The 24,694-nt window shown below is 68.6% G+C and carries 26 protein-coding genes; 7 read left to right on the forward strand and 19 right to left on the reverse strand.

Annotated features, from left to right (window positions below; translation table 11 throughout):
- Positions 1–296 precede the first annotated feature (296 nt).
- Positions 297–1,007, forward strand: a complete 711-nt coding sequence (locus AB0O48_RS03590) for a sulfotransferase domain-containing protein (RefSeq protein ID WP_365062644.1) — start codon at positions 297–299, stop codon at positions 1,005–1,007.
- A gap of 68 nt (positions 1,008–1,075) precedes the next feature.
- Here AB0O48_RS03590 and AB0O48_RS03595 read toward each other — a convergent pair whose 3' ends face one another.
- The 5 genes from AB0O48_RS03595 to AB0O48_RS03615 all read right to left on the reverse strand — a co-directional run bounded on the left by AB0O48_RS03595 (position 1,076) and on the right by AB0O48_RS03615 (position 5,920).
- Complete coding sequence (locus tag AB0O48_RS03595) at positions 1,076–2,392, reverse strand: MFS transporter (RefSeq protein WP_365062646.1); 1,317 nt, start codon at positions 2,390–2,392, stop codon at positions 1,076–1,078.
- The gene (locus tag AB0O48_RS03600; RefSeq protein ID WP_365062648.1) at positions 2,389–2,724 is read right to left on the reverse strand and encodes a hypothetical protein; all 336 of its coding nucleotides are present in this window, start codon (positions 2,722–2,724) and stop codon (positions 2,389–2,391) included. Before AB0O48_RS03600 ends, AB0O48_RS03595 begins: the two co-directional genes overlap by 4 nt.
- Entirely contained in the window at positions 2,721–3,287 is a 567-nt protein-coding gene (locus tag AB0O48_RS03605; RefSeq protein WP_365062650.1) for a kinase, read from the reverse strand. The genes AB0O48_RS03600 and AB0O48_RS03605 overlap by 4 nt, the downstream gene beginning before the upstream one ends.
- Before the next feature lie 11 nt (positions 3,288–3,298).
- Positions 3,299–5,305, reverse strand: a complete 2,007-nt coding sequence (locus tag AB0O48_RS03610; protein ID WP_365062652.1) for an ABC transporter ATP-binding protein — start codon at positions 5,303–5,305, stop codon at positions 3,299–3,301.
- Positions 5,306–5,437: 132 nt separating this feature from the next.
- Positions 5,438–5,920: an NUDIX hydrolase gene (locus AB0O48_RS03615; RefSeq protein ID WP_365062654.1), complete on the reverse strand. Its 483-nt coding sequence runs from the start codon at positions 5,918–5,920 to the stop codon at positions 5,438–5,440.
- A gap of 229 nt (positions 5,921–6,149) precedes the next feature.
- Here AB0O48_RS03615 and AB0O48_RS03620 point away from each other — a divergent pair, with 229 nt between their 5' ends.
- From AB0O48_RS03620 to AB0O48_RS03630, 3 genes are read left to right on the forward strand one after another with little or no spacing between them, the layout of a single operon-like run.
- A complete protein-coding gene (locus AB0O48_RS03620; RefSeq protein ID WP_365062656.1) occupies positions 6,150–7,487 on the forward strand; it encodes a helix-turn-helix transcriptional regulator in 1,338 nt (445 codons plus the stop codon).
- Complete coding sequence (locus tag AB0O48_RS03625; protein ID WP_365062658.1) at positions 7,484–8,194, forward strand: 2'-5' RNA ligase family protein; 711 nt, start codon at positions 7,484–7,486, stop codon at positions 8,192–8,194. Before AB0O48_RS03620 ends, AB0O48_RS03625 begins: the two co-directional genes overlap by 4 nt.
- Positions 8,181–8,732, forward strand: coding sequence for an NUDIX domain-containing protein (locus tag AB0O48_RS03630; protein WP_365062661.1), 552 nt, complete (start codon positions 8,181–8,183; stop codon positions 8,730–8,732). Before AB0O48_RS03625 ends, AB0O48_RS03630 begins: the two co-directional genes overlap by 14 nt.
- Positions 8,733–8,861: 129 nt before the next feature.
- Here AB0O48_RS03630 and AB0O48_RS03635 read toward each other — a convergent pair whose 3' ends face one another.
- The 5 genes from AB0O48_RS03635 to AB0O48_RS03655 form a co-directional block, all read right to left on the reverse strand.
- A complete protein-coding gene (locus AB0O48_RS03635) occupies positions 8,862–10,253 on the reverse strand; it encodes a UDP-glucose/GDP-mannose dehydrogenase family protein (protein WP_169596961.1) in 1,392 nt (463 codons plus the stop codon).
- 202 nt (positions 10,254–10,455) lie between these two features.
- Positions 10,456–11,067 (reverse strand): GTP cyclohydrolase II, encoded by a 612-nt coding sequence (locus tag AB0O48_RS03640; protein ID WP_365062663.1) that lies wholly within the window; start codon positions 11,065–11,067, stop codon positions 10,456–10,458.
- On the reverse strand, positions 11,064–11,921 hold the full coding sequence (locus AB0O48_RS03645) for a class I SAM-dependent methyltransferase (protein ID WP_365062665.1): 858 nt from the start codon (positions 11,919–11,921) through the stop codon (positions 11,064–11,066). The genes AB0O48_RS03640 and AB0O48_RS03645 overlap by 4 nt, the downstream gene beginning before the upstream one ends.
- A 17-nt stretch (positions 11,922–11,938) precedes the next feature.
- Positions 11,939–13,228 (reverse strand): hypothetical protein, encoded by a 1,290-nt coding sequence (locus tag AB0O48_RS03650; protein WP_365062668.1) that lies wholly within the window; start codon positions 13,226–13,228, stop codon positions 11,939–11,941.
- Positions 13,225–14,673, reverse strand: coding sequence for an FAD-dependent oxidoreductase (locus AB0O48_RS03655; protein ID WP_365062670.1), 1,449 nt, complete (start codon positions 14,671–14,673; stop codon positions 13,225–13,227). The genes AB0O48_RS03650 and AB0O48_RS03655 overlap by 4 nt, the downstream gene beginning before the upstream one ends.
- A gap of 357 nt (positions 14,674–15,030) precedes the next feature.
- Between AB0O48_RS03655 and AB0O48_RS03660 the strand changes: the two genes are divergently transcribed.
- Positions 15,031–15,765, forward strand: a complete 735-nt coding sequence (locus tag AB0O48_RS03660; protein ID WP_365062672.1) for a haloacid dehalogenase-like hydrolase — start codon at positions 15,031–15,033, stop codon at positions 15,763–15,765.
- On the opposite strand, the gene AB0O48_RS03665 is transcribed toward AB0O48_RS03660, so the two are convergent.
- Positions 15,762–17,030 (reverse strand): helix-turn-helix transcriptional regulator, encoded by a 1,269-nt coding sequence (locus tag AB0O48_RS03665; RefSeq protein WP_365062674.1) that lies wholly within the window; start codon positions 17,028–17,030, stop codon positions 15,762–15,764. The genes AB0O48_RS03660 and AB0O48_RS03665 overlap by 4 nt on opposite strands.
- Before the next feature lie 188 nt (positions 17,031–17,218).
- Between AB0O48_RS03665 and AB0O48_RS03670 the strand changes: the two genes are divergently transcribed.
- Positions 17,219–17,806, forward strand: coding sequence for a class IV adenylate cyclase (locus AB0O48_RS03670; protein ID WP_365062676.1), 588 nt, complete (start codon positions 17,219–17,221; stop codon positions 17,804–17,806).
- 73 nt (positions 17,807–17,879) lie between these two features.
- On the opposite strand, the gene AB0O48_RS03675 is transcribed toward AB0O48_RS03670, so the two are convergent.
- From AB0O48_RS03675 to AB0O48_RS03705, 7 genes are all read right to left on the reverse strand, one after another.
- A complete protein-coding gene (locus AB0O48_RS03675; RefSeq protein ID WP_365062678.1) occupies positions 17,880–18,338 on the reverse strand; it encodes a DUF296 domain-containing protein in 459 nt (152 codons plus the stop codon).
- Positions 18,339–18,422: 84 nt separating this feature from the next.
- A complete protein-coding gene (locus AB0O48_RS03680) occupies positions 18,423–19,130 on the reverse strand; it encodes a creatininase family protein (RefSeq protein ID WP_365062680.1) in 708 nt (235 codons plus the stop codon).
- A 20-nt stretch (positions 19,131–19,150) separates the two neighbouring features.
- The gene (locus AB0O48_RS03685) at positions 19,151–19,963 is read right to left on the reverse strand and encodes an endonuclease/exonuclease/phosphatase family protein (protein ID WP_365062682.1); all 813 of its coding nucleotides are present in this window, start codon (positions 19,961–19,963) and stop codon (positions 19,151–19,153) included.
- 15 nt (positions 19,964–19,978) lie between these two features.
- Positions 19,979–20,578: a dTMP kinase gene (gene tmk / locus AB0O48_RS03690; protein WP_365062684.1), complete on the reverse strand. Its 600-nt coding sequence runs from the start codon at positions 20,576–20,578 to the stop codon at positions 19,979–19,981.
- A complete protein-coding gene (locus tag AB0O48_RS03695; protein WP_365062686.1) occupies positions 20,575–21,678 on the reverse strand; it encodes a radical SAM protein in 1,104 nt (367 codons plus the stop codon). Before AB0O48_RS03695 ends, tmk begins: the two co-directional genes overlap by 4 nt.
- Positions 21,675–22,646, reverse strand: coding sequence for an aminoglycoside phosphotransferase (locus tag AB0O48_RS03700; protein WP_365062688.1), 972 nt, complete (start codon positions 22,644–22,646; stop codon positions 21,675–21,677). Before AB0O48_RS03700 ends, AB0O48_RS03695 begins: the two co-directional genes overlap by 4 nt.
- Positions 22,643–23,230 carry an HD domain-containing protein gene (locus AB0O48_RS03705; RefSeq protein WP_365062690.1) on the reverse strand — a complete coding sequence of 196 codons (588 nt, stop codon included), beginning with the start codon at positions 23,228–23,230 and terminating at the stop codon, positions 22,643–22,645. The genes AB0O48_RS03700 and AB0O48_RS03705 overlap by 4 nt, the downstream gene beginning before the upstream one ends.
- A gap of 36 nt (positions 23,231–23,266) precedes the next feature.
- On the opposite strand from AB0O48_RS03705, the gene AB0O48_RS03710 reads away from it, so the two are divergent.
- Positions 23,267–23,713, forward strand: a complete 447-nt coding sequence (locus AB0O48_RS03710) for a hypothetical protein (RefSeq protein WP_365062692.1) — start codon at positions 23,267–23,269, stop codon at positions 23,711–23,713.
- Here the strand turns inward: AB0O48_RS03710 and AB0O48_RS03715 are convergent.
- Positions 23,703–24,314 carry a hypothetical protein gene (locus tag AB0O48_RS03715; RefSeq protein WP_365062694.1) on the reverse strand — a complete coding sequence of 204 codons (612 nt, stop codon included), beginning with the start codon at positions 24,312–24,314 and terminating at the stop codon, positions 23,703–23,705. The two genes, AB0O48_RS03710 and AB0O48_RS03715, sit on opposite strands and share 11 nt — an antisense overlap.
- Positions 24,315–24,694 lie beyond the last annotated feature (380 nt).

The following is a 24,694-nucleotide window of genomic DNA, read 5'->3' on the forward strand; positions in this document are numbered from 1 at the left end:
CTCCCCGGGGCCATCGCACCTCGGCTGGCTGAGCGAGATGGCTGAGTGCCGGCCAGAGGCGGTCTTCGATGTGAGTCGTTACCCTACCGTGCGGTCGTGCCTGCGTAGGCCGTTCACCCGCCGTTGCTGGCAGCGGCTTCCGTCGCGGGCGGTCGCCTGCCACGGCCGGGCGGCGTGCAGGGCGATACGCCTGCGGGTGCGACATCGAGGAAGGGTGCCCCGTTGGCGTCGATGGGTGACAGCCCGGCAGGCCCTCGCGTCTACACGCCTGGGCATCAGATCGTTACAGTTCGTGGATGATCGTGTGGGTCGCGTCGTTCCCCCGCTCCGGCAACACCTTCCTGCGGATCGTCCTGCATCGCATGTACGGCCTCCGTACTTCAACGATCTATGACGTCGATGGCGTGGCCGCCCGCCTGGGGCCAGATCTCATCGGCTTCACCGAGCGCTTTGCACCACTCGACGAGCTGCGGGCGGCGCCCGATGCGTACTTCATCAAGACCCACCGGCAGCGTGACGCGGACGTCCACGACGATGACCGCGCCATCTGCCTGATCCGTGACGGTCGCGACGCTCTGGTCTCCTGGGCACGCCAGGACAGTGAAAATGATTCGAGCCGCTACGAGGTTGAACTCCGCGCAAAGATCCTTCGCCAGAGCGTGGCCGGTACCGGCAGCTGGGGCAGCAATGTCCTCAGCTGGCTCCAGCCACCGGTCCCGCACCGATACGTGCTGCGCTACGAGGACCTGACCCGCGCACCAGCAGCGACCGTGCAAGCCGTCATCGCCGCCATGACCCCCGAACTCACACCGCTCGCGGACGCTTCGATCCCGTCCCTCGCCGAACTCCGCCAAGCCGACGACCAATTCTTTCGCCGCGGCCGTACCGGCAGCCACCGCGACGAACTGCCTGAGGACCTCCACGAGCTGTTCTGGTCCCGCGCCGACAACCGCGCCGCCATGCACCTGCTCGGCTACGCCGCCCCGACGGCACCTGCCCACGACTAACCGGACCGGCAAGAGCAGAGAAGTGCAATACCCGTCCGTACCTTCTGCCATAACGGTGCTGCCGTCGATCATGGTGCTTGAGGCTGCCGAGCTAGCACCCGCGCTGCACCGGCAGGTTGCGCAAGGTTGCTTTTCCAGGGCAGGAATCCGGCGCTGGCGGCGGTGAGGGCAGCCGTGGCGGTGATGGCGGTGCGGGGGTCGGTGGCGGCTGCGAGGATGCCAGCCGCGGCGATGAAGATCGGCTGGGTCAGTTTGCTGCTGATGGACCAGGCGGTCAGGACGCGGGACAGGCAGTGTTCGCTGGTGTGGGTCATGCGGTAGGTGGCGAAGGCGGGGTTGAACGCGCCGGCAAAGAAGAGCAGGAGCGTCTCCGCGATCACGATGACGATCAAGCCGGGTGTGCCGGGTTGTGCGAGCGGGATGAGACCCATCCAGAGGGTGCGGCCCACCCCGGTGGTAAGCAGTACCGCGTGGAGGCCGTAGCGGTTGGTGAGGTGTCCGGCGGCCAGGCACCCGAGGATTCCGCCGACGCAGGGCAGCCCGAGGGCTAGGCCGTACTGCCACGGCGCGAGGTGTAGGTCGCGGAGCATGAGCACCGTGACGACGGGCATGGCGGCCATGATGGCGCCGCCGAAGATGACCGCGTTGATCAGCAACGCCCGCAGGCTGGCGTGGTGGAGGATGTACCGCCAGCCCTCGACGATTTCCCTGCCTCGGCGGGGCGCGGGGTGGCGTGGGGGCGGTGGTGGCTCGGGGCTGCGTAGGCGGCGGATTCCGAGTGCGGACAGCAGGAAGCTGACGGCGTCGACGGTGACGGACGCGGTGGTGCCGAGCCAGGAGACGAGGATCCCGCCGATGGGTGACCCGATGCTGTTCGCCGTCCACTGGGAGGTGTCGAGCCGGCTGATGGCGGTGACGCGTTGCTCCGTGGTGACCAGGTTCTTCAGGTGGGCGCCGCTGGCAGCGCCGAACGCGACACCGCCGGCGGTCTGGACGATTGCCACGATGCACAGCTGCCCATATGTCAGCTCGTGCAGCGCGGCGGCGGCGGGGACGCTGGCGAGGGCCGCACAGCGCAGCAGGTCGGTGCCGCACATGACGGGTCGCTTACGGCGGAACTCGATCCAGGGTCCCAGGGGCAGGACGATGACCGCTGAGGCGATGCCGGAGATCACCGCGAGCAGGGAGACCTGCAAACTCGATGAGTCCAGCACCAGGATCGCGACCAGTGGCAGCGCGCCTGCCCCGACGGCCGATCCCAGTTCGCTGACCGAGTAGGCGCCCCACAAGCGGTAGAAGTCCCGGCTCAGAGGCGACGATGCCCCGCCAGCGGCCGGTGGCCGATGGTGGGCGGGCACGCTGGCGGTCGTCCGGATTCTGGTCACCGCGTCAGTGCCCGGGGGTCACGACGTGCCTGCCGCAGTGTCTGGCGCAACTGCGCGAGTCGGGACCTGGGCAGGCCGGCGACCGGTAGGCGGGTGTGGATGCGGAGCTGGCGCCGGCCCACCCAGAAAGGATCATCCATGGGACGTTTTGCTACCACTGGCTGGCCGTCCTGGCGTCCGATGGGGACGACGGCCCTGTCCGAGCGGTGTACGACCCGCTCGTTGCCCACCCCGGCGGGCGCGGCACCGGCGACGAGCGCCGCGCGCACGATGCCCGCCGCGCCCATCGGGACGCCCGCCCGGTCCGGGGTTGCGATGTGAGGCGTGGTCACGGGACGGCTGGTAGTAGGTCGTTGTCGCGACCGGTCAACGGTAGGCCGGCCGCAGTGGCGATGAGGTCGATCGCTTCTTCCATCGAGGTGCTCTCGGGCAGGACGAGTTCGCCCGGCCAGCCGAGAAGGTCGCGCGGGGCGTACCAGCTGCGCATGTTGTCGGGGGTGAACTCCGTCGCCTGCGGGCGCGTTTCGTGTCGCCGCAGTGTCTCGGGTAGCGACACGTCGAGATAGACGAACAATGTCCGCCCGCGATGGGCTTCGCACAGTTCCGTGAGCATGGTGCGGTATCGGGCGGTGTGCATGATCCCTTCCAGGATCACGTGGTAGCCGTGGTCGAGGCAGAAACGGACGTTCTGCGCGATGAGCGCGGGTGCCAGGCCGCCTGGTTTGTCGCGTTCTCTGAGCAGGATCCGGCGGAGATGGTCTTGCTCGACGAGGGCGCAGCCGCGGCCGTGTCGGCGCCGCAACGCGCGGGCGATGGTGCTCTTCCCGGATCCGGAGTTGCCGCGGATGCAGACGATGATCGTCTCGGGGCTGCCGGTGTGAGTCAGGTCGTCCATCGCGACGCTCCTCATCGCGAGACAGGCTGGTGCTGGTGCGGAAGCCGACCCTCCGCGCGGGCATCGGCGACCTCGTCCAGGCAGTCGACCCCGCTTCCATAGCCGGCCGCTTGGAGGTTGAACAGTTCGGCGTACCGCCCGTCGGCGGTTATGAGCTGGTCGTGGGTGCCGGCCTCGACGAGACGGCCGTGGTGCAGGACGTAGATGCGGTCGGCGTGGCGGACATTGGCGAGCCGGTGGGTGATCAAGATGGTGATGCCGCGTCTCTGCCGGTCGCGGATGGCCTGGAACAGGGCGTCCTCGGCGCGGGGATCGAGGGCGGAGGAGGGCTCGTCCATGATGAGCACGTCGGCGTCGCGCAGGAACCCGCGGGCGGCGGTGATGCGTTGCCACTGGCCGCCGGAGAGGTCCTGGCCGCCGGCGAAGGTGCGGTCCAGCAGGGTCTCGTAGCCGTGGGGCAGGTCGGTGATCATGTCGTGGGCGACTGCGCGGGCGGCGGCGGCCTCGATCCGGTCCTGCTCCGTCGTGGTGGCGATGTCGCCGATGGCGATGTTGGTGGCAGCGGTGAAGGGCCACTTGTGGTACTCCTGCGTGACGACGCCGATCCGGGCCCGCAGCGCGTCGGTGCCCCAGTCGTCGCCGGGCCGTCCGTTGTAGCGGATGGTGCCGCTGGTGGGGGTGCGGAGGGTGGCGATCATGGTGGCGAGGGTGGACTTGCCGGAGCCGTTCTCCCCGACGAACGCCACGGTCTGCCCGGCGGAGATGGTCAGGGTGACCCGGTCGACGGCGGGGGTGTCGCGGTCGGGGTAGCACAGGCTCACCGCGTCGACGGCGATCTCCCGCAGCCGCTCCGCGACCGGCGCACCGGCGGTCCGGTCGGTGGGCGGTGGCAGGTAGTCGGCGGCGCGGGTCATGAAGCCGGTGTAGTCGCGGAAGTGCTGCCCTTCGGTGTAGACGCGGTCGATCTGGAACGTCACCACGGCCAGCGAGCGTTGGGCGGACTGCACGGCGATCACGCAGGTCGCGGCGGCGGCGAGGGGGATCTGACCGTCGATGAGCAGTAGGCCGAGCAGGACGTAGACCACGGCGGTGGCGATCCCGCCGATCATCGCGCCGACGGTGGTGGTCGTGGTGACCCGGCGGGCCAGGGCGAGTTGGATCCGTGTCTCGACGTTCATGACCCGGTCGTACTGGTCGAGCAGGAACTCGCGCAGCCCGTAGGAGCGCAGTTCGGGGGCGGAGTCGCGTTCGGCCATCAACCGGTGCAGCAGCCACAACCGGCGGCGGCGTACCGATCCGGCGGCGTAGGTCTGGTAGCGCAGGTGCCCGGCCCGCAGCGCCGCCCAGCCGTTCGGCACGGTCGCCACCAGCAGGGCGAGCAGCAGCAGCGGGTGGACCACCACCACGGCGACCACGACGGCGATGACGCCGGCGAGGCCGGCGAGGAGGTTCATCGACGCCTGGACCAGGGCGGTGGTGGAGTTCGCGCCGCGGGAGGCGCGTTCCATGTCGTCGGCGAACGCGTCGGCGTCGAAGGCCTCCAGGCGTACGGCGGTGGTCACCTCGAACAGCCCGCGTTCGACCTCCCGGTCGACCTTCGGGGTGAGGCCGTTCTGGGCGTATCCCATGGCGGTGGCCATGCCGGCGCGCAGCGCGGTGGCCGCCGCGAGCGCGGCCAGGGCGGGTAGCGCGGCGGTCACTTTGTCGGCGGTCGGGCCGCCGGCGAAGAGTTCCACCAGCACCCGCTGCGCCGCGAGGAGCCCGAACGCTGACATCACCCCGGCGACCACCGTGGTCGCCGCCACCACTGACGTGCGCGCCCGGTCGGCGCGCCAACTCACCGTGAGCGCGGCCCAGACCAGGCGGGGTAGTTCGGAGAAGACGGCGAACAGGCCGGCTTGCGCTCGCGCCCGCACGCCGGTCTCCCACCACACCTCCCGCAGCTCCGGCAGCACCGAATCCCGCTGCAGTGGTGCGGGACGGGCGGGCGTGCGGTCGGGGTGGTCGGTTTTCGGCATGGCGGTACCTCCCGAAGGTGAGCACGGTGGGCGGTGGTGGTGTCTCGATGCGAACGGCGGGAGCGGAGGTGTCCCGTTGGCGTCCCGGCTGGAGCAGCCGACACTTCGCCCTTCCGGGCGGTGGGTCTCCGGTCAGGTGGCTCGGACGCCGTCTTCGAGGTAGTAGCTGCACCCGTCCGCACGGGCGTTCAGCGCCTCGGTGATCCGGCGGGTCAGCAACGGCGGTAGCCGCTGGGCGGCCTCTGGCGGGTCGGAGAAGGCCCAGCCCTTCAACTCGCCGGGCGGCACCACGATCCGTTCGTGCACGCGGGGGTCGAGGGTGCCGCCGTCGTAGATGACCATGAGGCCCTCGGTGCGCTCGGTGCGGGCCGGCACCCAGTCCACAACGAGCAACCGACCCGGTGCCAGGTCCAGGCCGAGTTCCTCCCGGCACTCCCGGATCGCGGCTTGGTATGGCGACTCGTCCGCCTCGACGCACCCGCCGGGAACTTCCCAGCCCGCCTTGTAGACCGGCTCGACCAGCAGAACCCGATCGTCCGCGTCCGTGATCAACAGCCCGGCGGCCATCCGCTTACGGGGCAAGCCAGCGGTGACGTCGCGGCGTTCGGAGGGCATGAAGGGACCGTAGGACGCCGGCCGGTCGACACGCCCGCAGCGCCGTGCGCCGACATTGTCGGCAGATGCCGACACAACTCCGACACCACCCGGACCACGTCCGCGTCACGGCCCCGCCCCGATGATGCCGGCACTGTGAACTGGCTATTCACCCATCGGGGGGCAGTCGCGCGGGGAGTCCGCCGGGTCCAGAAAGTGTCACCGGGAGCAGCTACGGTGTCGGCTCATCGTGACTGCGGCACCGGGGGTGGCAGCGATGGTCGACCACGACGAGATCGCCGCCGCTCGCCGCGCGCTCGGTCGCCACCTCGCCCACCTGCGTAAGGACGCCGGCCACACCCAGCACGGGTTGGCCCGGCTCGTGCAGTACGGGCGCAGTTCGGTGGCGAACACCGAGACCGGCCGCCAACATCCCGAGCGGTCCTTCTGGTCTCGCTGCGACGCGGTGTTGCGCACCGGTGGCGTGCTGACCGCCGAGTACGACCGCATCGCCGACCTGGACCATCAACACCGCCACCGCCCGGCGCCCCCACCCGCTGGCCCCGGCACTGCTACCGACGCGGGAGCCTTGTGGTGGGAGCACGAGGAGCGCATCACCGCCCGCCGATCCGCGCTGACCGTGCCGGCCGATAACGACGCGCGGCTGGCGCACCTGGAGCACGAGGTGCGGCAGGCGATCAGCGACAACGAACGACTCCCGCCGGCCACGCTCGTGTCCCGGCTGCGTCCGCTGCGGGTCAGCGTCGACCAGCTGATGGCGGCCCGGCAGCACCCACCGCAACGCGCCCGGCTGTACACCGCCGCCGCCCACCTGTCCGGGCTCCTCGCCACCCTCGCCCTGGACCTGCGCGCCTTCCCGGTCGCGCGCGCCTACGCCGCCGAAGCTTTCGACCTTGCCCACGCCGCTGGGCAACCCGACACGCAGGCCTGGGCCCGCGCCACCCAAAGCTTGGTCGCCTACTACACCGGCATGCACCGCGACGCGCTCGCATTCGCCGAAGACGGTCTACGCCACGCTGGCGCCGGCCCGCATCGCCTTCGCCTCACGATCAACGGGCAGGCCCGGGCGCTCGCCCACCTCGGCGACCGCCGGGGTGTCCACCAGGCCGTGGACCGTGCGTTCGCCCTGCTGCTCGAACACCCGGCGGACGGGCAGGTCAGCACCAGCCTCACCCTCGGCCCGTACTGCCCGACCCGGGCCGCCGCCAACGCGGCGACGGCCCACCTGGTCCTCGGCGACGCCACCGGCGTCATCGACCACCTCACCGCCGCCGTCGCGGCGTTCGACGCGGCGCAGCTGCGCGGTCCGCAGGCGCTCAGCCGCCTTGATCTGGCCACGGCCCACGCGCGGGCGGGCGACCTCGACCACGCCGCCGGGCTGGCGCTGGAAGCGCTCAGCCTCACCGCCGAGCACCGCTTCGAATCGGTCTACCAACGCACTCGTCAATTCCTCGCCGCCGCCCACACCTTCGGCCGTCACCCGCGACTACAGGACGTCGCGGACCTGTTCACCGAATTGACGCATCCCGGCAGCCCGCCACCACCGGGCCTACGATCGCCGACATGAGCAGCCGGGAACTGGCCAGCCTGCGGCAACGGTGGACCGCCTACCGGGACCTGACCGCACTCACCGAGCACTGGTACTGGCGTCCCGGCTGGCGCGCCGGCCGCCACTTCTACACCTGGCACCTCACCTTCCAGGAACAGCCCGACCTCCACCGCCTCGTCACCGACCTTCAACACCAGCTCCAGTTCCCCGGACTGGACCTGGTGCCGATCGACGGCCTGCACCTGACCATGCAGGGCCTCGGCTTCACCGACGAGGTGCCCGACGGCGACATCGAAGCGATCGTCACCGAAGCCCGGCAACGGTGCGCCGGCCTGCCGCCGCTGGACCTGTCCCTCGGCCCAGTCGACCCCGACGCCGAAGGAATCGGTCTGCTCGTCCGACCCTGGAGCTCCGTCGAACGGGTTCGCGCCGCGATCCGGGCCGCGATCGCCGCCGTGTGGCCGACCGTCCCCGAACCAGCTGACGGGTTCCGGCCCCACGTCACGATCGCCTACAGCGGGGCACCTGCCCCCACCGCCCCCATCCGCGCCAGGCTGGCCGAATTGCGGGACCTGCCCGCCGTGACAGCGACGGTCAGCGAGGTGTCATTGATCGCCCTCCACCGGGAGCACCGCACCTACCGATGGTCGACCCGGGCAACCGCGCCCCTGATCGGTCAGTGCCCTCAACGCGTTGAAGCGGAGGCAGGTCGTGGCGATCAGTAGCTCGGACATCTCTAGGGTTCTCTTGGCCTACCTTGAGTGCTATCCGGACGAGGCCGTGGCGCTGTCTGAGCCGGTGAAGCTGCTGGCTGAGGGAGAGGGATTCGCCTCGCGCCGAACCTTCCCGATGCATGTGACGGTTGGCGCTCTCCTGGTCCGCGGCGGCACCGAGGTGCTGCTTGTTGATCACCTCGCCTACGGGATCCTCCTCCAGCCGGGAGGACACCTGGAGCCGACCGACTCCACGTTGATCAGCGCGGCGGTGCGTGAGCTGGTAGAGGAAACCGGTGTTGATCCCAGCGAACTCGTCCCAGCATCGCAGATGCCGGTCTACGTCGAGTACGGCAGAGTTCCGGCGCGGCCGGCGAAGGACGAGCCGGAACACTTCCATCTCGACTTCGGCTACTCGTTCTTGACGGCGCAGGCGGACGTGGGGCGTATCCAAGAATCGGAGGTGGGAGGTGCGACGTGGTATCCCCTCTCCGTGGCTGAGCGGCTTGTCGGCCCTCGCATCGCGCGGGCGATGACCGCATTGACATGAAGCGATGACGGCCCAGTGGCCGTCACGTTACTCATCGCCGCTCATGCTGAGGCCGGCGGTTGCCCGACCGCGACAGGCAGACCGCCGGCAGAGTCGTACGCCGTCAACTTTGCCAATAGGCCAGGACAATCAGGTCTGGGAGCGCGGGGGGATGGCGGGTGCGGTCATGGTCAGGTATCGGTAGCCGATTTCGGTGAGCCTGTCGGCGTCGAGGCAGTGTCGCCCGTCGAGGACGAGCGGTGAGCGCATGGTGGGGGCGAACTTGGCCCAGTCGAGATCGCGGTAGTGCGACCACTCGGTGGCGACCACGATGGCGTCGGCGTCGTCGAACACGTCTTCGACGCGATCGGCGAGGTGCTCGGCCAGGGTGGGCTGTTCGCGGCGGAAGCGATCGGCGGCGACGGGGTCGTGCAGGGTGATCCGGGCACCGCGTTCGAGGAGCAGATTCGCGATGTCGATGGCGGGTGAGTCACGCAGGTCGTCGGTGTCCGGCTTGAACGCGAGGCCGAGAATGCCGATCTTGCGACCCTTGATGATGTGGAGTTCGTCGAGGAGCCGGTCGACGACCTTGGTGCGCTGACGGTGGTTGACGTCGCGGGCGGCGGTGACGATCGGCATGGCGAGGTGGTACTCGCTGGCGGTGGCGATGAGCGCTGCGGTGTCCTTGCCGAAGCAGGATCCGCCCCAGCCGATGCCGGGGTTCAGGAAGCGGGGGCCGATGCGGGCGTCGAGGCCGGTGCCGCGGGCGACTTCGCGGACGTCGGCGCCGACCTTGCCAGCGATCGCGGCGATCTCGTTGATATAGCTGATCTTGAGGGCGAGGAAGGCGTTGGCCGCGTACTTGATCAGCTCGGCCGAGGCCAGGTCGGTGGAGACCAGCGGCACGGCGCTCATGCCGGCAGGGCGGGGCAGCACGGTGGGCGGGGTGAAGGACTGGTTGAGGATGGGTCGGTAGAGCTGGTTGAGGACGTCCAGGCTCTTCTGGTTGTCGGAGCCGATGACGATGCGGTCCGGGTAGAGGGTGTCAGCGAGCGCGGTGCCCTCGCGTAGGAACTCGGGGTTCGAGGCGACGGCGAATCGACCGTCGGGGCGGTGACCGTGGTGACGTTCGTAGGCCTCGCGCAGGATCGCGTCGACCCAGTTGCCGGAGCCGATCGGAACGGTGCTCTTGTTCACCACGACGGTGAAGTCGCCACGCAGGTGCTGGGCGACGCTCTCGGCGGCGGATCGCAGGTACTGCAGGTCGGGGTTGCCGTTGTCGAGTTGCGGAGTCTGCACGGCGATGAACACGACGTCGGCGTCGGGTACGCCGACGGCGTAGTCGGTGGTGAAGGTCAGGTGGGAAGAGGCCTGCTCGAGAAGCGCTTCCAGATGCGGCTCGTAGATCGGGCAGTGACCGCCGCGGAGGGTGTCGATCTTCTGCTTGTCGAGGTCGATGCAGGTGGTGTCGTGGCCCAGGAAGGCCAGGCTGACGCTGGTGGTGAGACCGACGTATCCGGTGCCGACAACACAGACCTTCATTGAGCGTTTCCTCTCGCCATGAACGATACCGACGCGTGGTGATCCGGATTGAGACGTCAGCAGTGCCGCTGACCAGCGCCTTCGGCGCGCCACCATTTTGCTGCGGTGAACAGCCGGCCTGAAGGCCGTGGCCCGCCTGCTGCCCGCCGGAATGATACCGACCGGAGGCGGGCGGCGGGTCGTGTCGGACTGGACATTCGGGTCAAGAAGCGGCGGCTCCGCTGCTGTTCAGATGTCCGAGCAGGGTGTCTTTCTGCCCGAGATAGTCCCGGTTATCGGGGGTGACGAAACCGGAGAGTGGGACACGGTCAACGGTGATCCCGGCGGTACGGAGGGCGTCGATCTTGTGAGGATTGTTGGTGGCGAGTCGGGCTGAAGCGACGCCGAGCCAGGCCAGAGCGCTTGCGGCGGGTCGGTAGTCGCGGGCATCGGTGGGTGCGCCAACGGCGGCGTTTGCAGCAACGGTGTCGTAGCCCTGGTCCATGAAGGTGTAAGCGCGGATCTTGGTAGCAAGCCCGATGCCGCGGCCTTCGTGGCACAGCATGTAGAGCAGGATCCCGTAGTCGGATGCGCCGATCATGCGCAGTGACGTGGCCAGTTGGGGGCCGCAGTCACATTTGAGCGATCCGAGCAGGTCACCCGTGGCGCAGGCGCTGTGAATGCGTACCAGCGGAGTCTGTTGGGCGGCGGGCTGAGGGCGGTGGACGGCGGCGAGGACCTCCTCAGGGCCGGTCTCGGGGCCGAAGGCATGCAGTTGGAAGTGTCCGTATGCGGTGGGGAGGTCACAGCCGGCGAGCCGAACGGTGGTGGTCATCTCGTCTCCTTCGCAGCGGTGCTGTCGGGTGTGGGCTTGTGGGCGATGAGCAGGACGTGTTCGGACATGCCGAGGAGGGAGGGTTCTGCCTCGACCCGGCGGATCGCCCGCAGGAGGAGGTTGCGGCGGTGTGGGTCGCGGAGGCGGTCGGCGAGGTCGGGCAGCAGTTTGGCGGCGCCTTCGACCGCGAGCAGGGCGTGTGGGAGTAGGCCCGCGGTGGTGGCTTCTGCCGCGAGGTCATTCGGGTTGTGGAAGTAGCCGGTGGTGAACAGCCGTCGATCACCGGTCGGGTTGCGGTGTTGGCCGTCGCGAAGATGCCGAGCCAGGATCGCCTCCACCGCCGGGTCGTCGTAGAGGTTCTTGGCGAGGTACTCCCAGGTGGTGTAGTAGCGGGACGTCGCTGCGGCGGCGACCACACCACCTGGGACGAGTACGCGGTACGCCTCGCCCCAGGCACGGCCACGGTCAGCGGCGTTGGTGAGGTGATACAGCGGGCCGAGCAGAAGAACGGCGTCGCAGCTGGCGGAATCGAGCGGCACCTGGCGCGCATCCCCGCGCGAGATCGAGGCCAGCGGCGACTCGGCGCGGGCGGACGTGGTGGCGGCTTGCTCCAGGTGCAGCGGGACAGGGTCCACGAGGTGGACGCGGTAGCCGTCCCCGGCCAGCTGAAACGCGTACGCGCCGGGTCCTCCGCCGACGTCGGCAACCGTTCCGGCTGGGGGAAGGTGGCGGGCCAGGATGTCGCGGGTGCGCAGGTACTCGATGTGGCGGCGCGGGTCGTTGAGGCGTCCCTGCTCGGCCCCGTGGGCGTAGAAGGCGAGGACCTCCGGAGTGATGCTGGGCGCTACGGTCACGTCGGGAGGGTGGAGATTCACGCTGCTGCCTCCGGTGCGCCATGCTCCAGGTCCGCGAGGAAGCCGTCCTGGAACTGTCGACGCAGGCGGGTCTGCTGTGCCGACATGATCGGGCCGCGGAAGCGGTCGAGAATCGAGGCGACGCTGCCGCCGATCGCCGGGCTGCTGCCGATGGCGCTGAGCAGCTTGAACTGCATCACGAGGTAGACCGGCGGACATTCACCCGAGCTGCCGAGCCGCGCTGGGGACCAGAATCCGAGGTGGTAGTCCAAGCCTGCCAAGGTCAGGCACCGGTTCGCGAGATCCATCTTGGTTCGCAACAGGGCCATCTCGTGGGCGGTGATGTCCCGGAGTAACGCCCTCAGCCTGAGGAGACCTTGCCGGCCGGGTTCGGATAGCCAGGTGAGGTTGTTCAGGTTCGCCGCAACCTGGCCGGGCGGCAGCAGTCCCGGCCGAGTCCACGGAGGCAACGCCGCCGGGCTGCCGGTGAAGCACTCCCGTAGCTGTGCGTAAGCGCCGGCGGCCACCTGATGAAGTTGGACGAGGAGGCGCGCGCAGGCGGTATCGAGGAGGAAGTCCCAGTCCGGAAGAGCGATCTTGAATCCGACTGGGCCACCAGCAGCGGACAGATCTGCGTCACCCGCCAGATGGCAGCCGGCGGGCAGCGGCTGCATACGGGGGGCGTCACGCATGAGCTGGGCGGCCAAGTGCGCGATGGGGTCCACCAGCGCCCGTCGTCGGTTGAGGTCGTCTACCTCGCCCAGCGGCACGATCGAGGCGTCGCGGTAGGCGGCGGCGGGCCAGCAGTTGAGGTGCCAGTGCATCCGCTTGTCCCACCACTGCCCGTTGTCGCGGTCGACCGTGTACGGGTCGTGGTTCGTGCCGATCATGAGCTGCGCCCCGTCGAGGTCGAACCGGCGCCGAGTCGAGGCGGCGTCGACGTAGCCGACGAACTGCCTACAGAACTTGAGCAGCGCCGTCAGCATGGCCTCGGGGACATCGCTGACCGACGACGCGATTACTCTGTCGTCGCCGACTGTGGCAAGCAGCATCATGTCGTAGACGCTGTGCGGGAATGCCTTGTCGATGACCGCGAGCCGGTCCCCGGATCGTCCGGCGGGATATTCGCGCAGGATGTTGGCGCCGTAATGGTCGCGGTAATGCGGGCTGAGGTTGCGCACGTCCGGTGGCGGCGCGGCGAATCTCGGCATGGGAAGGCTGGGAATGACCGGCAACGTCATCGCCGACTCCGGGTAGAGCGGCCCGAACCGGTCCGCGACCGGGCGACGAGTCGTGACGGCGGTCATGCCGGCATACCGGACGCGATGGCGTCGCCGGCAGCAACGCCCATCATGGCAGCCTGCACGATGCCCTGGGCGATCCCAGCGGCGTCGCCGACCACGTAGATCGGCAGGCCCCGCACCTTGCAGTCCTCGTCGACCGGGACCCGGTCCCACAAGAACTCGACCTCAGGCCCGATCACGAGAACATCGTCGACAAGGTCATCCACGGACAAGCCGGCGTCGGCGTGGTCCAGAATCGAGCCCATGACCCGGCGGAGGCTCTCGATAAGGCTGACGTGCTCGGCGCCGGTGAACAAGCTGTCAAGCCGGGCGGTAGTCAAGTCCTTGACGGACGGCTCGAACGTCACTGCCGCAGCCAACTCCGGCCAACTACGCGGCTCGGCCGTCTTGTTAATGAACGCGCGCAGACTCTGCGCCACCGGCCGGCCTCCGCTGAGCCGCCAGTAATCGGACAGGATCTCGGCCCGGACTTCGGTGCTGGTGCCGGGTCTGGCGAGCTGGCACAACAGGCCGAAGTTGGCTGCCAGTGAACGCCCCCCGGGAAGGCGTTCACTGGTTTCGTGCCCGTCGAGAGTGATCACCTCCCGCCCGAAGGAGCGCTGGTAGTTGGTGAACTTGATCCGACCACCGTTCGGGCCGCCGCAGAAACAGAACGTCTTCGTCTTACGGTCCACCCGCTCTAACTGGGTGATCTTCAGATCGGGGTGCTCAACGCCGATCGCGGCCAGCACCTCGGCCCTCGTCTCGAGACGCACGCCGAGCGACATGTCCGGCGCGATCGTCTGCACCCCGAACGTCGTCAGGAGGTTGTGAGTGCTGGTCACCCCGTGCCGGCCCGTGGCCAGCACCAGACGTGCCGTCTCGACGGTGACGAGGCCAGCGTGGGTCGCTACCGCCAGCGTCAGGCGGTCCCCCTTCAGGGCGACGGTGACAAGTTCCGACTTCTCCCAGACGGCCAGAGCGTCGTTGCGGAAGCCGTGCAGCGCCGTGAGCATGTCCCGGACCTGCGTCTCCCCCAAGACCGCGACCGGGTACTCCCGGATGGCCAGGCCGTTCCCGGCAAACGCCTTGATGACTGGCGCGCCAAGCCTCGTGCCACTCAGAATGGGTGGCTCTGGCAGTGGAGCGGTCAGGAACTGGAAAGCGCGCTCGCACAGTTCGTCGGCGCGGTCCTCACCGAAGTGATCGATCAGGCGGCGGCCGGATGGCAGCAAGCTCAACTTCACCCCGTCTCCGTAGTGCACACAGCCGCCAAAGCCACTGATCACATTGCAGATCCCGGCGCACCCCGTGCAACGCAGACCTCGGTCGACCGGGCACGGCCGATTCCGCATCCCCCGCCCGGCCTCCAACAGCAGCACCCGTAGGTCCTGGGCCTGGCGCACGACCTCGTGGGCACAAGCCAGACCACCCGGGCCGGCGCCGACGACGACGACATCGAAGAACATGGCAGACATTCCTTCCAACAGTCGCAGGGGATCGGAAGCGAACAGCCACCCCCGCGACCGGACGCGCTGCATGTCCACGGCGGCCCAGCAAATCGACAGCAGCTGCGGCCAGCGCGATGATCACCATGTAGGGCAGCAAAGGTGCCGTCCGGACAGGACGATCCGCCCCGGCCTTTCGGGGAAGGCTCACTTACAGTCGCCGACGTCGGGTGTTGTCGGACAGGCATGTCATCGGACTATGACAATCCACCGACACCCGCTGCCGCGACCGCGTCCGCGCCCGGCCGTCTCGGTCCGGCCGCGACCCCGGCGATGCTCGACAGGGTTAGCTGCCCGTACGCGTGCGACGATGCTTCTATGAACCACAGCAGCGCCGGCTTGGTCATCTGGGACGTTGACGGGACGCTCATCCCTGCGGACTTGCGCTGGCTGACGCGCGCGATCGCTCGTGCGTACGGCATCGCGCAGTCCGAGGTTGTCTTCCCTGACAAGAAGGTGCATGGGTATACGGACGAGTCGATCGCCATCGACACGGCGATCGCTTCGGGCGTGGACCCGGCAGACGCGGAGGCGGGCATACCCGCCTTCCGTCAGGCCATCGCCGCGGTCATGCAGGAGGGTCGGCAGGAGTTGGCTGAGGTCCAGCCGCCCTATTCAGGTGCTGCGGCGAGCATCGCGAAGCTGCACGATCGTGGCTTCATCCAGACTGTGCTGACCGGCAACCTGCGTTCGGCCGCCGAGGTGAAGCTCGACGTGGCGGGCTTGGACGATTTTCTTGATCTTCGCATCGGCGGGTTCGGGTCGGACGCGCGAGATCGCTTCCAGCTTCCGGCAGTCGTAGCTCAGCGCTACTCCGCGATCTACGGTGATCCGCTCGATTCCGCTCGAGCGATCGTCATCGGGGATGCGCCCAACGATATCGCTTGCGCACGTCACGCCGACTTTCGCGTTGCTGTTGTCGCTCACCGGCTTGGGCGTCGAGAGCTGGCATCCTACGAACCTGACGTGGTACTCGACAGCCTCGACCCGACGACGGTGGTGGCCGCCGTCAGTTCGCTGTTGAGTGCGGGCGGGACGCCGGCTGCTCGTTAGGCGGCCATCTGCTCCTCGAGTTCGAGGACAAGCGGCTCATCGCGCCATCGGTCCAACCGTTGTCGAGCTCGTTGGGCTCGAGCGATGCCTCGATGGTTCCCACCTGCTTTCAGCTGGTCGTAGGTGGCGCCAAGCAGGGTGCAGGATTGTTCGAGTTCGCCGGCGTCGGCGTAGGCGCTGGCGAGGTCTACGGCTGCCGCCAACGCGACGTTGGCGTTGGCGTGGTCGTGTTGCAGCATCTGTACCGCACTTTCCAGCACGGTCACCGCCTGGTGGGGCTGACCGAGAAGGAGATGGCACGTGCCCGCGTAGACGTGGAGGCGAGCGCTGCTCCAGTCGCTGTAGAGGCCGACACAGTCAACGGGCGACAAGTCGTTGACCGCTTCTTCTGCCCGCTTCAGGGCCGCCGCGGCCTCGCGGGGAAGTCGCAGGGCCGCGAAGGCTTGGGCCTGCTCGGCAGCTACTCGCGCCCGTGCGGGTGGACTGAGATCGGTGGACGCGCGGGCGGCCTCATCGAGTAGCCGCAGGCCGATCATGATGTCACCGTCTGCGTCGATCAGTGTGGCGGCTTCGGAGTGGAGGTTGCTCTCGAAGATGCGTGCCGTTGCGCTGATCCTGCGGCTGCCAAGCCTGTCGCCGAGCTGGCGGGCGTAGGCACAGTGAGCGAGCGCGAGGGCACGGTTGCCCTGCGCGCTCCACAGCCTGCTGGCGACGATCGAGGCTTCGGCGAGCATCGCTCCGATATCAGCGCGGATGGGAGCACGACCCGCTTTGCGATACAGCGTCGACAGGCAGTCACGGTGGGCCTCGATCAGACCCAGTAGCGCGTCGGGTGACACGGCCTGGCGCTGCTGGGCCAGCATGCTGGTGAGTGTGGAAAAGCTGTTCCACTCGCCCATCAGGTAGTCCGTTCCCGGCGTGCGGGCGAGCGCCTCCGCAGCGGTGGAGGACGAGGGCTCAGCAGCCACGTGGCACGCCGTAGGGGCGGCCGTGCCGCTCAGCACGTGCCGGCTGCTGGCGAGCCGGATGCGATCGTATTCCCGGACCAGTCTGCCGCCGGTGCCCAACACCTCGTCGCTTCGGGCCCAGAAATCGCGGCCCACGCGCTGCCGGCCGGTCTCCACGTTCGCGATCGTGCTCCGTCCATAGCTCACCCGCGGGGCGTACGCCTCCTGCGTGTAACCAGCGGCTTTGCGGCTGCGGGCCAGCATTTGACCAAGAGCGATCCATGCCTTGGCCACGTCTTGTGGTGGCACGCTCGACATCAGCAGCTCCCGATGGGTACGAACGCTCGCGCGAGGCGAGGCAGGTTGGCGTGGGAGCACTGTAGTGCAGGTCTGTGATGCGTCAGCTACTCAGCGGCTTCATCCCACACTCTTCCGACAAAGTTCCGACATTGGCCTCGCGGTCGTCCGGACTCGCGTGACCTCCGATGCTCGTATGCTCCCTGTTCGTGACCCACGAGCCGGCCAACAATGATCACGAGATTGAAGCCAAGTACCGCGTCGACGACCTGCAGGGGTTGATCACGGCGCTCGCCCGGCGGCAGGTCGTGTTGACGGAGCCGTCGGTCCAGGACGACCAGGCGTACGCACCAGCCGGCTGGTCGTACGGAATGTCGAAGGTCGGCGTGCCGTTCGCGCGTCTTCGCACGCAGGAGGGGCGCCATCTGTTCACCGTGAAGAAGCCGATCGACAATGAGATGGCGTGCCTGGAGCACGAATGCGTGATCCTCGACCGTCACGCGATGCACGCTGCTCTGGCGACGATGGGTTGGGCGCCAACCGTACGAATCGTCAAGCACCGCCGAACTGGCGATTGGGACGGCGCGACGGTCTGCGTGGACGTCGTCGACGAGCTCGGCACGTTCGTCGAGGTGGAACGGGTGGTCAGCTCCCGGCACTCGGGTGAACAGGTGCAGCACGGACTCGACGCGATGATTCGCTCACTCGGTGTGCCAGTACGGCGGGTTGTGGACACCTACGACACGTTGATCTGGAATCTGACGAGCGCGGCCGTGAGGACGTCGGCCCCGTTCTGAGGTGGTCGAGTCCACGGATGTTGCCGCCCCGGCTGTGACGGCTGGAGACCTGGGCCGCCGCGCTCGACTGGCTTCAGGGGAACTGCAGGAGTGGCACGTCGTAGAGGTCGGTTTGGCGAACGCGGCTCATCGGTGGCTCAAGGATCTCCACGATGATCATCTCGGTGAGGAACTGGACAGTCGCGGCGAGCAGGTGGCTCGTGTGGGCGATGGCGCTGTGCGCTTTCAAGCCCACGGTGAGGTGGATGTGCGGCTGGATGGTGTCGGTGTCAGGATCGTAGGCGAGGGTGCCGCCACCGAGGGCCTCGATGTTGGTCACATGGACTTTGGACCAGACCGGCGCGTCGGGGTTGTCGAGGCGTTCGCAGGTGCCGACGATGTCCGCGGCCGCGAGGCCGGCGATGAAGGTGGGGATATAGCCCTGGCGGATGTCGTGGGCGCGGCAGGTGCGGTCGAGGGCGTCGTAGAAGTCTTCTCCGTGGTCGAATACCGCGACGATGGTGCGGCCGGGGACGACTTCGCGGCTGCGCAATGTGGGCTCCTTCGAGTTTCGGCCGGCGCGCGGTGAGCGCTGAGTGCCACCAGGAGGATCGTGTCGCGTGGCGCGAGTGTTGGCCTATTGACGGGTAAGCGTGGTGAGGGTGTCCGCGAAGCTGCGGGCAAGGCTGGCCAGCACCGCCTGCCCCTTGGCGTCAGTGGCCAACGATGGTTGCCCGACTACTCCGGTGCTCGTGTAGGCAGCCAAGCCGAGCGTCAGGAGATGTGGCCGTTCGGTGAGGTGATCGGCGGTTCCGAAGTCCGGGCTGACGGCATCCGGCGCGGCGTGGAGAAGGATCGACGTCTCGATCTCCCCGGCGTGCATGTCGTCGTGGGTGGTGCTGTCTAGGCTGGCGTCGCGGCGTGCTTGGTCCCAGTCCTGTCGACCTGGGAAGAGCGCGAGGCGTGGCCGGTCAGTGTTGGCCTCTTGGACGATGTTGGACAACACATAGTTGCCGCCGTGCCCGTTGACGAGAACGAGATGGTCGATGCCTTGCCCATGGAGGGACGCCACGACGTCGTTGATGATGGCGGTGAGGGTGGTCGAGCTGAGACTGACAGTTCCTCGCCACGCGGCGTGCTCGTGGGAGCAGGACAGAGTAAGTGGCGGAAGCAGGAACAGGTCGTAGAGTTCCGCGAGCGCGGTGGCGATGGCGCTGGCCACGATCGTGTCGGTGGCGAGCGGTAGATGCGAGCCGTGTTGTTCGAAGCTGCCGATGGGCAGGACGGCGACCGCCGCTTGGCGGCGAGCTTCGTCGGCCGCCGTGGCGATCGTCCAGAGGGTCACGCGCCTATTCTGCCGCTCGTCTAGGAGTACGTACGGGACGGCAAGCAAGCCACGACGTTGCTCGTACCGGCACCCCGTCCACCGGCGGCCGGTGCGTCGATGTCGGCGCTATGCGCCAAGTGGTCGGTGAGACCCTCAAGGCGAGGTTGGTTCAGGTAGGCGGCGGCTGCCAGGTGAGGCAGTAGCCCAGGGCCGGCATGGAGGTAGTCGAAGCGATATCCGTTTCCGGCCCGGCCGATCCAGCTGTGTGTCTGCACGTCGGGGTGCAGAGTCCGGTGGACGTCGCAGAGCCCGAGTGTGGCGAGGGCGTCGAGGAAGTCGTACTCGAAGGGTCGGAAGCCGGGGTAGCGGGGTTGGTGGTCGCGGCTGATGACGTTGTAGTCGCCGCCGACCACCAGATGGGCGCGGTCGGCGGTGGGTAGTCGGGCCAGGGTGTCGGTGACGGTGGTGAGGAAGGTCCGCTTCTTGGCGAGCTTGGCCGGTGCCCGGTCGCTGGAGGGGACGTAGAGGCCGAGGATCGTGACGGCGGGGTCGGTGCCGAGGATGACGGCGGGGGCCCGGCCAGGCAGGCTGATGCCCGCGGTGAGGTGCGGGGCTGGGCGGGTGGGGGTGCGGCTGGCGATGGCGCAGCCGCGGTCGCCGTCAGTCGATGGCTTGTGGGCGATGGACATCCCGGCTGCCCGCAGGCCGGTGAGCAGGTGCCGGGTGCCGGGTCCGTTGCTGGTTTCGGTCAGGATGATCACGTGGTCGTCGCGTTGCAGCAGCCAGGTCAGGAGCTTCTGCGCGCGGGCGAGCGCGGCGGCCTGCACGTTGATCGTCAGAATGGACAGCACGGTGAGCCTCGCTGGTCAGGGGCCGTCGGCGGGTAGCAGGGCGAGAATAGTGTCCACGACCTGTTCGGGGTTGAGGCCGTGGCAGGCGACGACGTGTTGGCGCCACTGCTGCCGGTGCAGGTGGGTGGCGGCGTCGCGGTAGAGGGCGAGTTCTTTCTCGGGCGAGCCGGCCAGTTCCAGCCTGGTCAAGTGTGGTCTAGCTGTCAGTCGGGTGCGGATGACCTCTGGGTGGTCTTCGAGGTAGATGACGGTGGCGGGCAGGACGTAGCGGTTGTAGGACCAGATCTCGCCGAGGTCGAGGCCGTCGATGCGTTGCAGCACCAGCGAGGAGGCGACGTACCGGTCGGAGACGACATGCAGTCCGTCGTCGAGCCGGGGGATGATCTCCGTTTCGATGTGCGCGGCGCGGTCGGCGGCCAGAGCGAGGGCCAGTGCCTTGCCGTGCAGGAAGGATTCCTGGCGGCGCAGGAGCTGGCCCAGGGGCGTGCGGGTGGGCTCGCCGGTCAAGTGGACCCCTGCCGGTCCGAGTTCGGCGAGGCGGTCGGCCAGGCGACGGGCGACGGTGCTCTTGCCGACTCCGTTGGGGCCCTCCACGGCGATGAACAGGCTGCTCACCCCTTGGCCAGGGACAACGGGAGCAGTCGACGGCCGGATGGGTCGGTGACGGGGCACTGCTCGGTATCGACATCGCCGATGCGGCCACCGGTGGCGATGACCGCGGCAGGGCAGCCCTTGCCGCACTGTCCGGCCAGCGCGCAGGAGCCGCAGGTCGGGTTGGCGCCGGGCCGGTAGCGGCCGTGGAAGTCGTAGACGTCGAGGCCGGTAACAACCTCACTATCGAGGATGTTGCCGGTGAGGAACTCGGTATCGCGGTGCACGGAGGCGGGCGTGCGAGCGGCGAAGACCAGGTAGGGGCACACGGCGACCTGCCCGTCGACGAAGACGTAGATCAGTTTTCCCGCGTCGCATCCGCCCAGCGGCAGGTCCTCGTTGGGGAACCGGATGCGCACGAGGTCGACTTGGCCGGCGAAGCGGTCGGTCACAGCCGTGATGGCGTCCATCGCCGCCGTGGTGGCGGCGAGCTTACTGCGGCTCTTCACCCCTCGTCCGAAGGAGGACAGCGGGTTCATCAGCACGTACTCGGCGCCGACGTCGACGGCGAAGGCGCACAGGTCAGCGAACTCCTGCGGCACGGTCAGCGCGTTGGGCGTGGACAGTAGGCCCTTGAGGAGGCCGGCCTCGGCGAACTTGCGGGTGGTGGCGACGGTGGTGGCGAACGACGACCGGTCGCCGCGGAACTTGCCGTGGCTGTCGGGCCGGAACCCGTCAAAGGACACGTTGACGTGAACGTTGCCCAAGGCGGCCAAGGCGGCTATATCGGCATCGCGGGTCAGCGTCGCGTTGGTGCAGATGCCCACCGGCAGTCCCTGATCGGCCACCGCCTGGCACATGGCGATCAGGTCGGGGTGGACGAAGGGCTCGCCCCCGGTGAGCGTGAGGCGTTCGACTCGGGCGTCGAGCAGCCGGGGCAACACTCGGGTGGTGAAGTCGCCCAGGGACAGGTCGGACCCGACTGCGGTCGAGGAGACGAAGCAGTGGGCGCAGTGCAGGTTGCACCGTTCGGTGATCTGCACCAACGCCTTGCGTCCATCCCCGCCGACGGAGGTGCGGAAGTAGCAGGACGAGGCGTGGGTGTCCACGATGAGGCGCTTCATAAGGATCTTCCCGCGGTAGTGAGATGAACTCCGGACGCGCCAAATGGGGCGGCGTCGAGCAGTTGCGCGGCAGCGTGCAGTTGGCGGTGCACGACCTGGGCGTGAGAGCCATCTGTGTGGGGCTGGTGGTGGCCTGCGGCGGCCGTGGTCAGAAACCACCAGGCTGCCCACACGCGGTGCCATCCCAGCGCCCACTGAGCCGCCGGCAGACCGCCGCGGTCCGAGTGAGCGTCGGTGCTGCCGCCAGCCTCGACGTAGGTGCGGATCAGGCGGATAAGTTGGGCGGGGTCTGCGGCGTTGCGGGTGCCGAACCAGGTGGCGAGGTCGAGCAGGCCGGGTCCAGTGAATGCTTTCGCCCAGTCGACGAGACGGCATCCCGTGCGGCTGACGTGCAGCGAGCTGCGGTGGAACTCGCCGTGGCACAGCCCAAAGGGTTCTCGCTCGGCGCCGTCGGCGCGTCTGCCCGCCACAGCTGTCAGCCGCCGCAGCAGTTCCTCGGCCGCGCCGGAGTCGACGAAGCGGCCCTGGCGGTGCAGCTCGTCGAGTGCGGCGAGCGCCTGCTCGGGCAGGCGCGCCAGGGTCCGCTGGTCGAACACGTGCAGCGCGGGCACGGGCGGGACGGCGTGGATTGCGCTGGCGACGGCTGCGGCCTCGGCGATAGTTGCTGGGCGGATGGGGTCGCCGAGGTCGTCCATCAGCATGCCCAGCGCCTGCGGACGTAGCGTGTAGCCGTGCAGGTGGGGCACGGCGGCACCGTGTTCGTTGAGGTGCCGCAGCACAGCGGCTTCGCCGGTGAACGGCGATGTGGCGAGCTTGCAGATCACACTGCTGCCGTCGCTCAGGTACAGCCGCTGCACCGTCGACAGTTCCCACTCCTGGATGACCTGCCCACCGGTCTGTTGATGGCCGGCGGCAGTGAGCAGGTCACGGCGTAGTTGGTCCGCCAACGCGGCATCTATGGCGATCATGGTTTGCTCGCCGTCTGGATGCCGGTGGCGGCTCTCTCGAGCAGCGCCAGCGCGGTGTCGAGGCGTGCCGACATCCCCGCCGGCACCCGGGGGTGGGCTGCCTGTTGAAAGGCCCGGAAGTGCGGCAGCATCGTGAGCAGCGCCGGGCGCCTGCGGAGGAAGTCGGTGACGTCGCCGCTGGTATGCGCCCGTCGCAGCAGCGATGTCAGCGCGACGATCTTGTCGGCGGTCGAGGCCAGCAGCACCGGCAGGTCGTCAACGCGGATGGGCGGGTCCGGCATGTCGAGGGCCCGGTGCTCGGCCTGCAGGGCGGCGATGATCCGCGGTACCTGCGGGCCGTAGGCGGTGGCGAGGACCTGGTAGATGTCCGGCGTGCGGGGCGCGAAGTCGGGGGTGTCGTGCAGCAGCGCTGCAGCTATCAGATCCGGGTCCGGGTGTAGTACATGTTCGCCGATGGTCACGGCGACCCGGACCGCGTGGGCCAAGGCGGGGCGGTCGTCGATGGCGTGTCCGGTGCACCATCGCTGGGCGTCCCGTAGGGCGCGGTCGACGGTGGCGGGCCGGGGAGGGGATAAGACGGTCATGGCCTGATACCTCCTGGTTGCCGTAGCATCGGCGCCATGTCCGGGCCGCTACCGCAGTGGTGTGAGCAAACGTGCGTCGTGTGTCCCGCCCAGCAGCTCGGGCCGGGCCAGTTCGACGTGGTCGACCGGCCCGGACCCGAGTTCGCCTACAACCCGGCTATCGGATGGCGGGTCACCGCCGAAGGTGTCGCGGTGTGTGTGCACCCGTACCGGGTCGGACTGCCACCGGGCCGATACGCCTCACGCGGTGAGCCTGTCCCCGACCAGACCTCACGACCGGCGCCGACGCCTGCATCCCTGGTGCTTCCTGCCGACCTGGTGGATCTGGAAGGCTGGCTCGTCGCCGTGCTGCGCGACGCCCCGTCGGAGCAGATCTTCGGTGCCGTCGCCCGCGCCGAGCGCCTCGCCGGCGAGAGATTCGACTCGAAGCAGGTGGTGGCGGCCATGCGGCGGGTGCTGTCGGTGGAGCTGGCTAACCGCTGACCACGACGGGCGCGGTCGCCGGGTCCGGCTGGTCGAAGGCGAAGTCGTGGCTGCGTCCGTCGCGCCCCAGGCCCGCAGCCTGGTAGTGGGCGTTGAGCTGGTGCAGCCGGCGGGTCACCTCGACGGAGTCCAGCCAGTACCGCAGCGGCTGCGGCCCCCAGCCGGCGGCGGCGTAGTACGCGTCGGTCAGGCAGCCGCGGGTGTAGGTGAACTCCTCCAACTCCGTGGCGTGCGGGAACGTGACCCCGAGGTCGCGCTGCATCCGGGACATCAGGGTGAACTGGGCCAGCACGGCGTGGATCATCTCGTCGACCGGCGCCGGCACCAGCAGCTCCGCGGCTTCCTCGTCGCCGCCGGAGAGCTCGAACACCGCGGCCTTGAGCGCCAGGACCCGCATCGCCTCGGTCAGCAACGGGCCCGCGTCCCGGTCCAGGGACCACTGGCTGATCGCCGGGTACCCGGTGAAGGTCGCCCAGCAGCTGGAGTACTTCATCGACGAGCTGCGTAGCCGCTCGGACGACGGGTGCTGCCTGATCAGGTCGAGGATCTCGGCGGCTCGGCGACCGACCACAGCGGGTTCGGGCATGGTTCGTGGGGCCATGGCACATCCCTCCTACGGGAGCGTTGGGCGCAGGCAGGCGAAACCAGCCGGCGGCCGGATCGCCCGTCACCGCTGTCCGCGCCGCTGCGCTCACGGTGATGCCCCCATTAACGGCCGGGTGCACGGATGTCGATAACCCATTGCTTTGACCTCTGACAAAGCTCCGACATTGATCGTCCAGACCATTGGGCGGCCCCGATGGCCGCAAGCCGCGATGCAAGGCGTCAGTAGGCAATGCGCGCCGCCCGCGCCAGGCGTGGTAGCCACCATCGGGAAAGGGCGGATTGTCGGCGGATTGTCAGACGTGGACGGCGAGCCTTACCGACATCGACGGTCTTCGCCTTTAGTCACTCTCGTCGCCGTGGACGCGTGTGCCGTAT

This window comes from Micromonospora sp. NPDC085948, from assembly GCF_040686315.1.
In the GTDB taxonomy this organism is placed as follows: domain Bacteria; phylum Actinomycetota; class Actinomycetes; order Mycobacteriales; family Micromonosporaceae; genus Micromonospora.

Coding starts and splice junctions, on each gene's coding strand:
- AB0O48_RS03650 (WP_365062668.1), bottom strand. CDS start 13,228: ATGACCGCCGTCACGACTCGTCGCCCGGTCGCGGACCGGTTCGGGCCG.
- AB0O48_RS03660 (WP_365062672.1), top strand. CDS start 15,031: ATGAACCACAGCAGCGCCGGCTTGGTCATCTGGGACGTTGACGGGACG.
- AB0O48_RS03615 (WP_365062654.1), bottom strand. CDS start 5,920: ATGCCCTCCGAACGCCGCGACGTCACCGCTGGCTTGCCCCGTAAGCGG.
- AB0O48_RS03590 (WP_365062644.1), top strand. CDS start 297: ATGATCGTGTGGGTCGCGTCGTTCCCCCGCTCCGGCAACACCTTCCTG.
- AB0O48_RS03610 (WP_365062652.1), bottom strand. CDS start 5,305: ATGCCGAAAACCGACCACCCCGACCGCACGCCCGCCCGTCCCGCACCA.
- AB0O48_RS03705 (WP_365062690.1), bottom strand. CDS start 23,230: ATGACCGTCTTATCCCCTCCCCGGCCCGCCACCGTCGACCGCGCCCTA.
- AB0O48_RS03695 (WP_365062686.1), bottom strand. CDS start 21,678: ATGAAGCGCCTCATCGTGGACACCCACGCCTCGTCCTGCTACTTCCGC.
- AB0O48_RS03640 (WP_365062663.1), bottom strand. CDS start 11,067: ATGACCACCACCGTTCGGCTCGCCGGCTGTGACCTCCCCACCGCATAC.
- AB0O48_RS03665 (WP_365062674.1), bottom strand. CDS start 17,030: ATGTCGAGCGTGCCACCACAAGACGTGGCCAAGGCATGGATCGCTCTT.
- AB0O48_RS03605 (WP_365062650.1), bottom strand. CDS start 3,287: ATGGACGACCTGACTCACACCGGCAGCCCCGAGACGATCATCGTCTGC.
- AB0O48_RS03715 (WP_365062694.1), bottom strand. CDS start 24,314: ATGGCCCCACGAACCATGCCCGAACCCGCTGTGGTCGGTCGCCGAGCC.
- AB0O48_RS03625 (WP_365062658.1), top strand. CDS start 7,484: ATGAGCAGCCGGGAACTGGCCAGCCTGCGGCAACGGTGGACCGCCTAC.
- AB0O48_RS03635 (WP_169596961.1), bottom strand. CDS start 10,253: ATGAAGGTCTGTGTTGTCGGCACCGGATACGTCGGTCTCACCACCAGC.
- AB0O48_RS03700 (WP_365062688.1), bottom strand. CDS start 22,646: ATGATCGCCATAGATGCCGCGTTGGCGGACCAACTACGCCGTGACCTG.
- AB0O48_RS03655 (WP_365062670.1), bottom strand. CDS start 14,673: ATGTTCTTCGATGTCGTCGTCGTCGGCGCCGGCCCGGGTGGTCTGGCT.
- AB0O48_RS03710 (WP_365062692.1), top strand. CDS start 23,267: ATGTCCGGGCCGCTACCGCAGTGGTGTGAGCAAACGTGCGTCGTGTGT.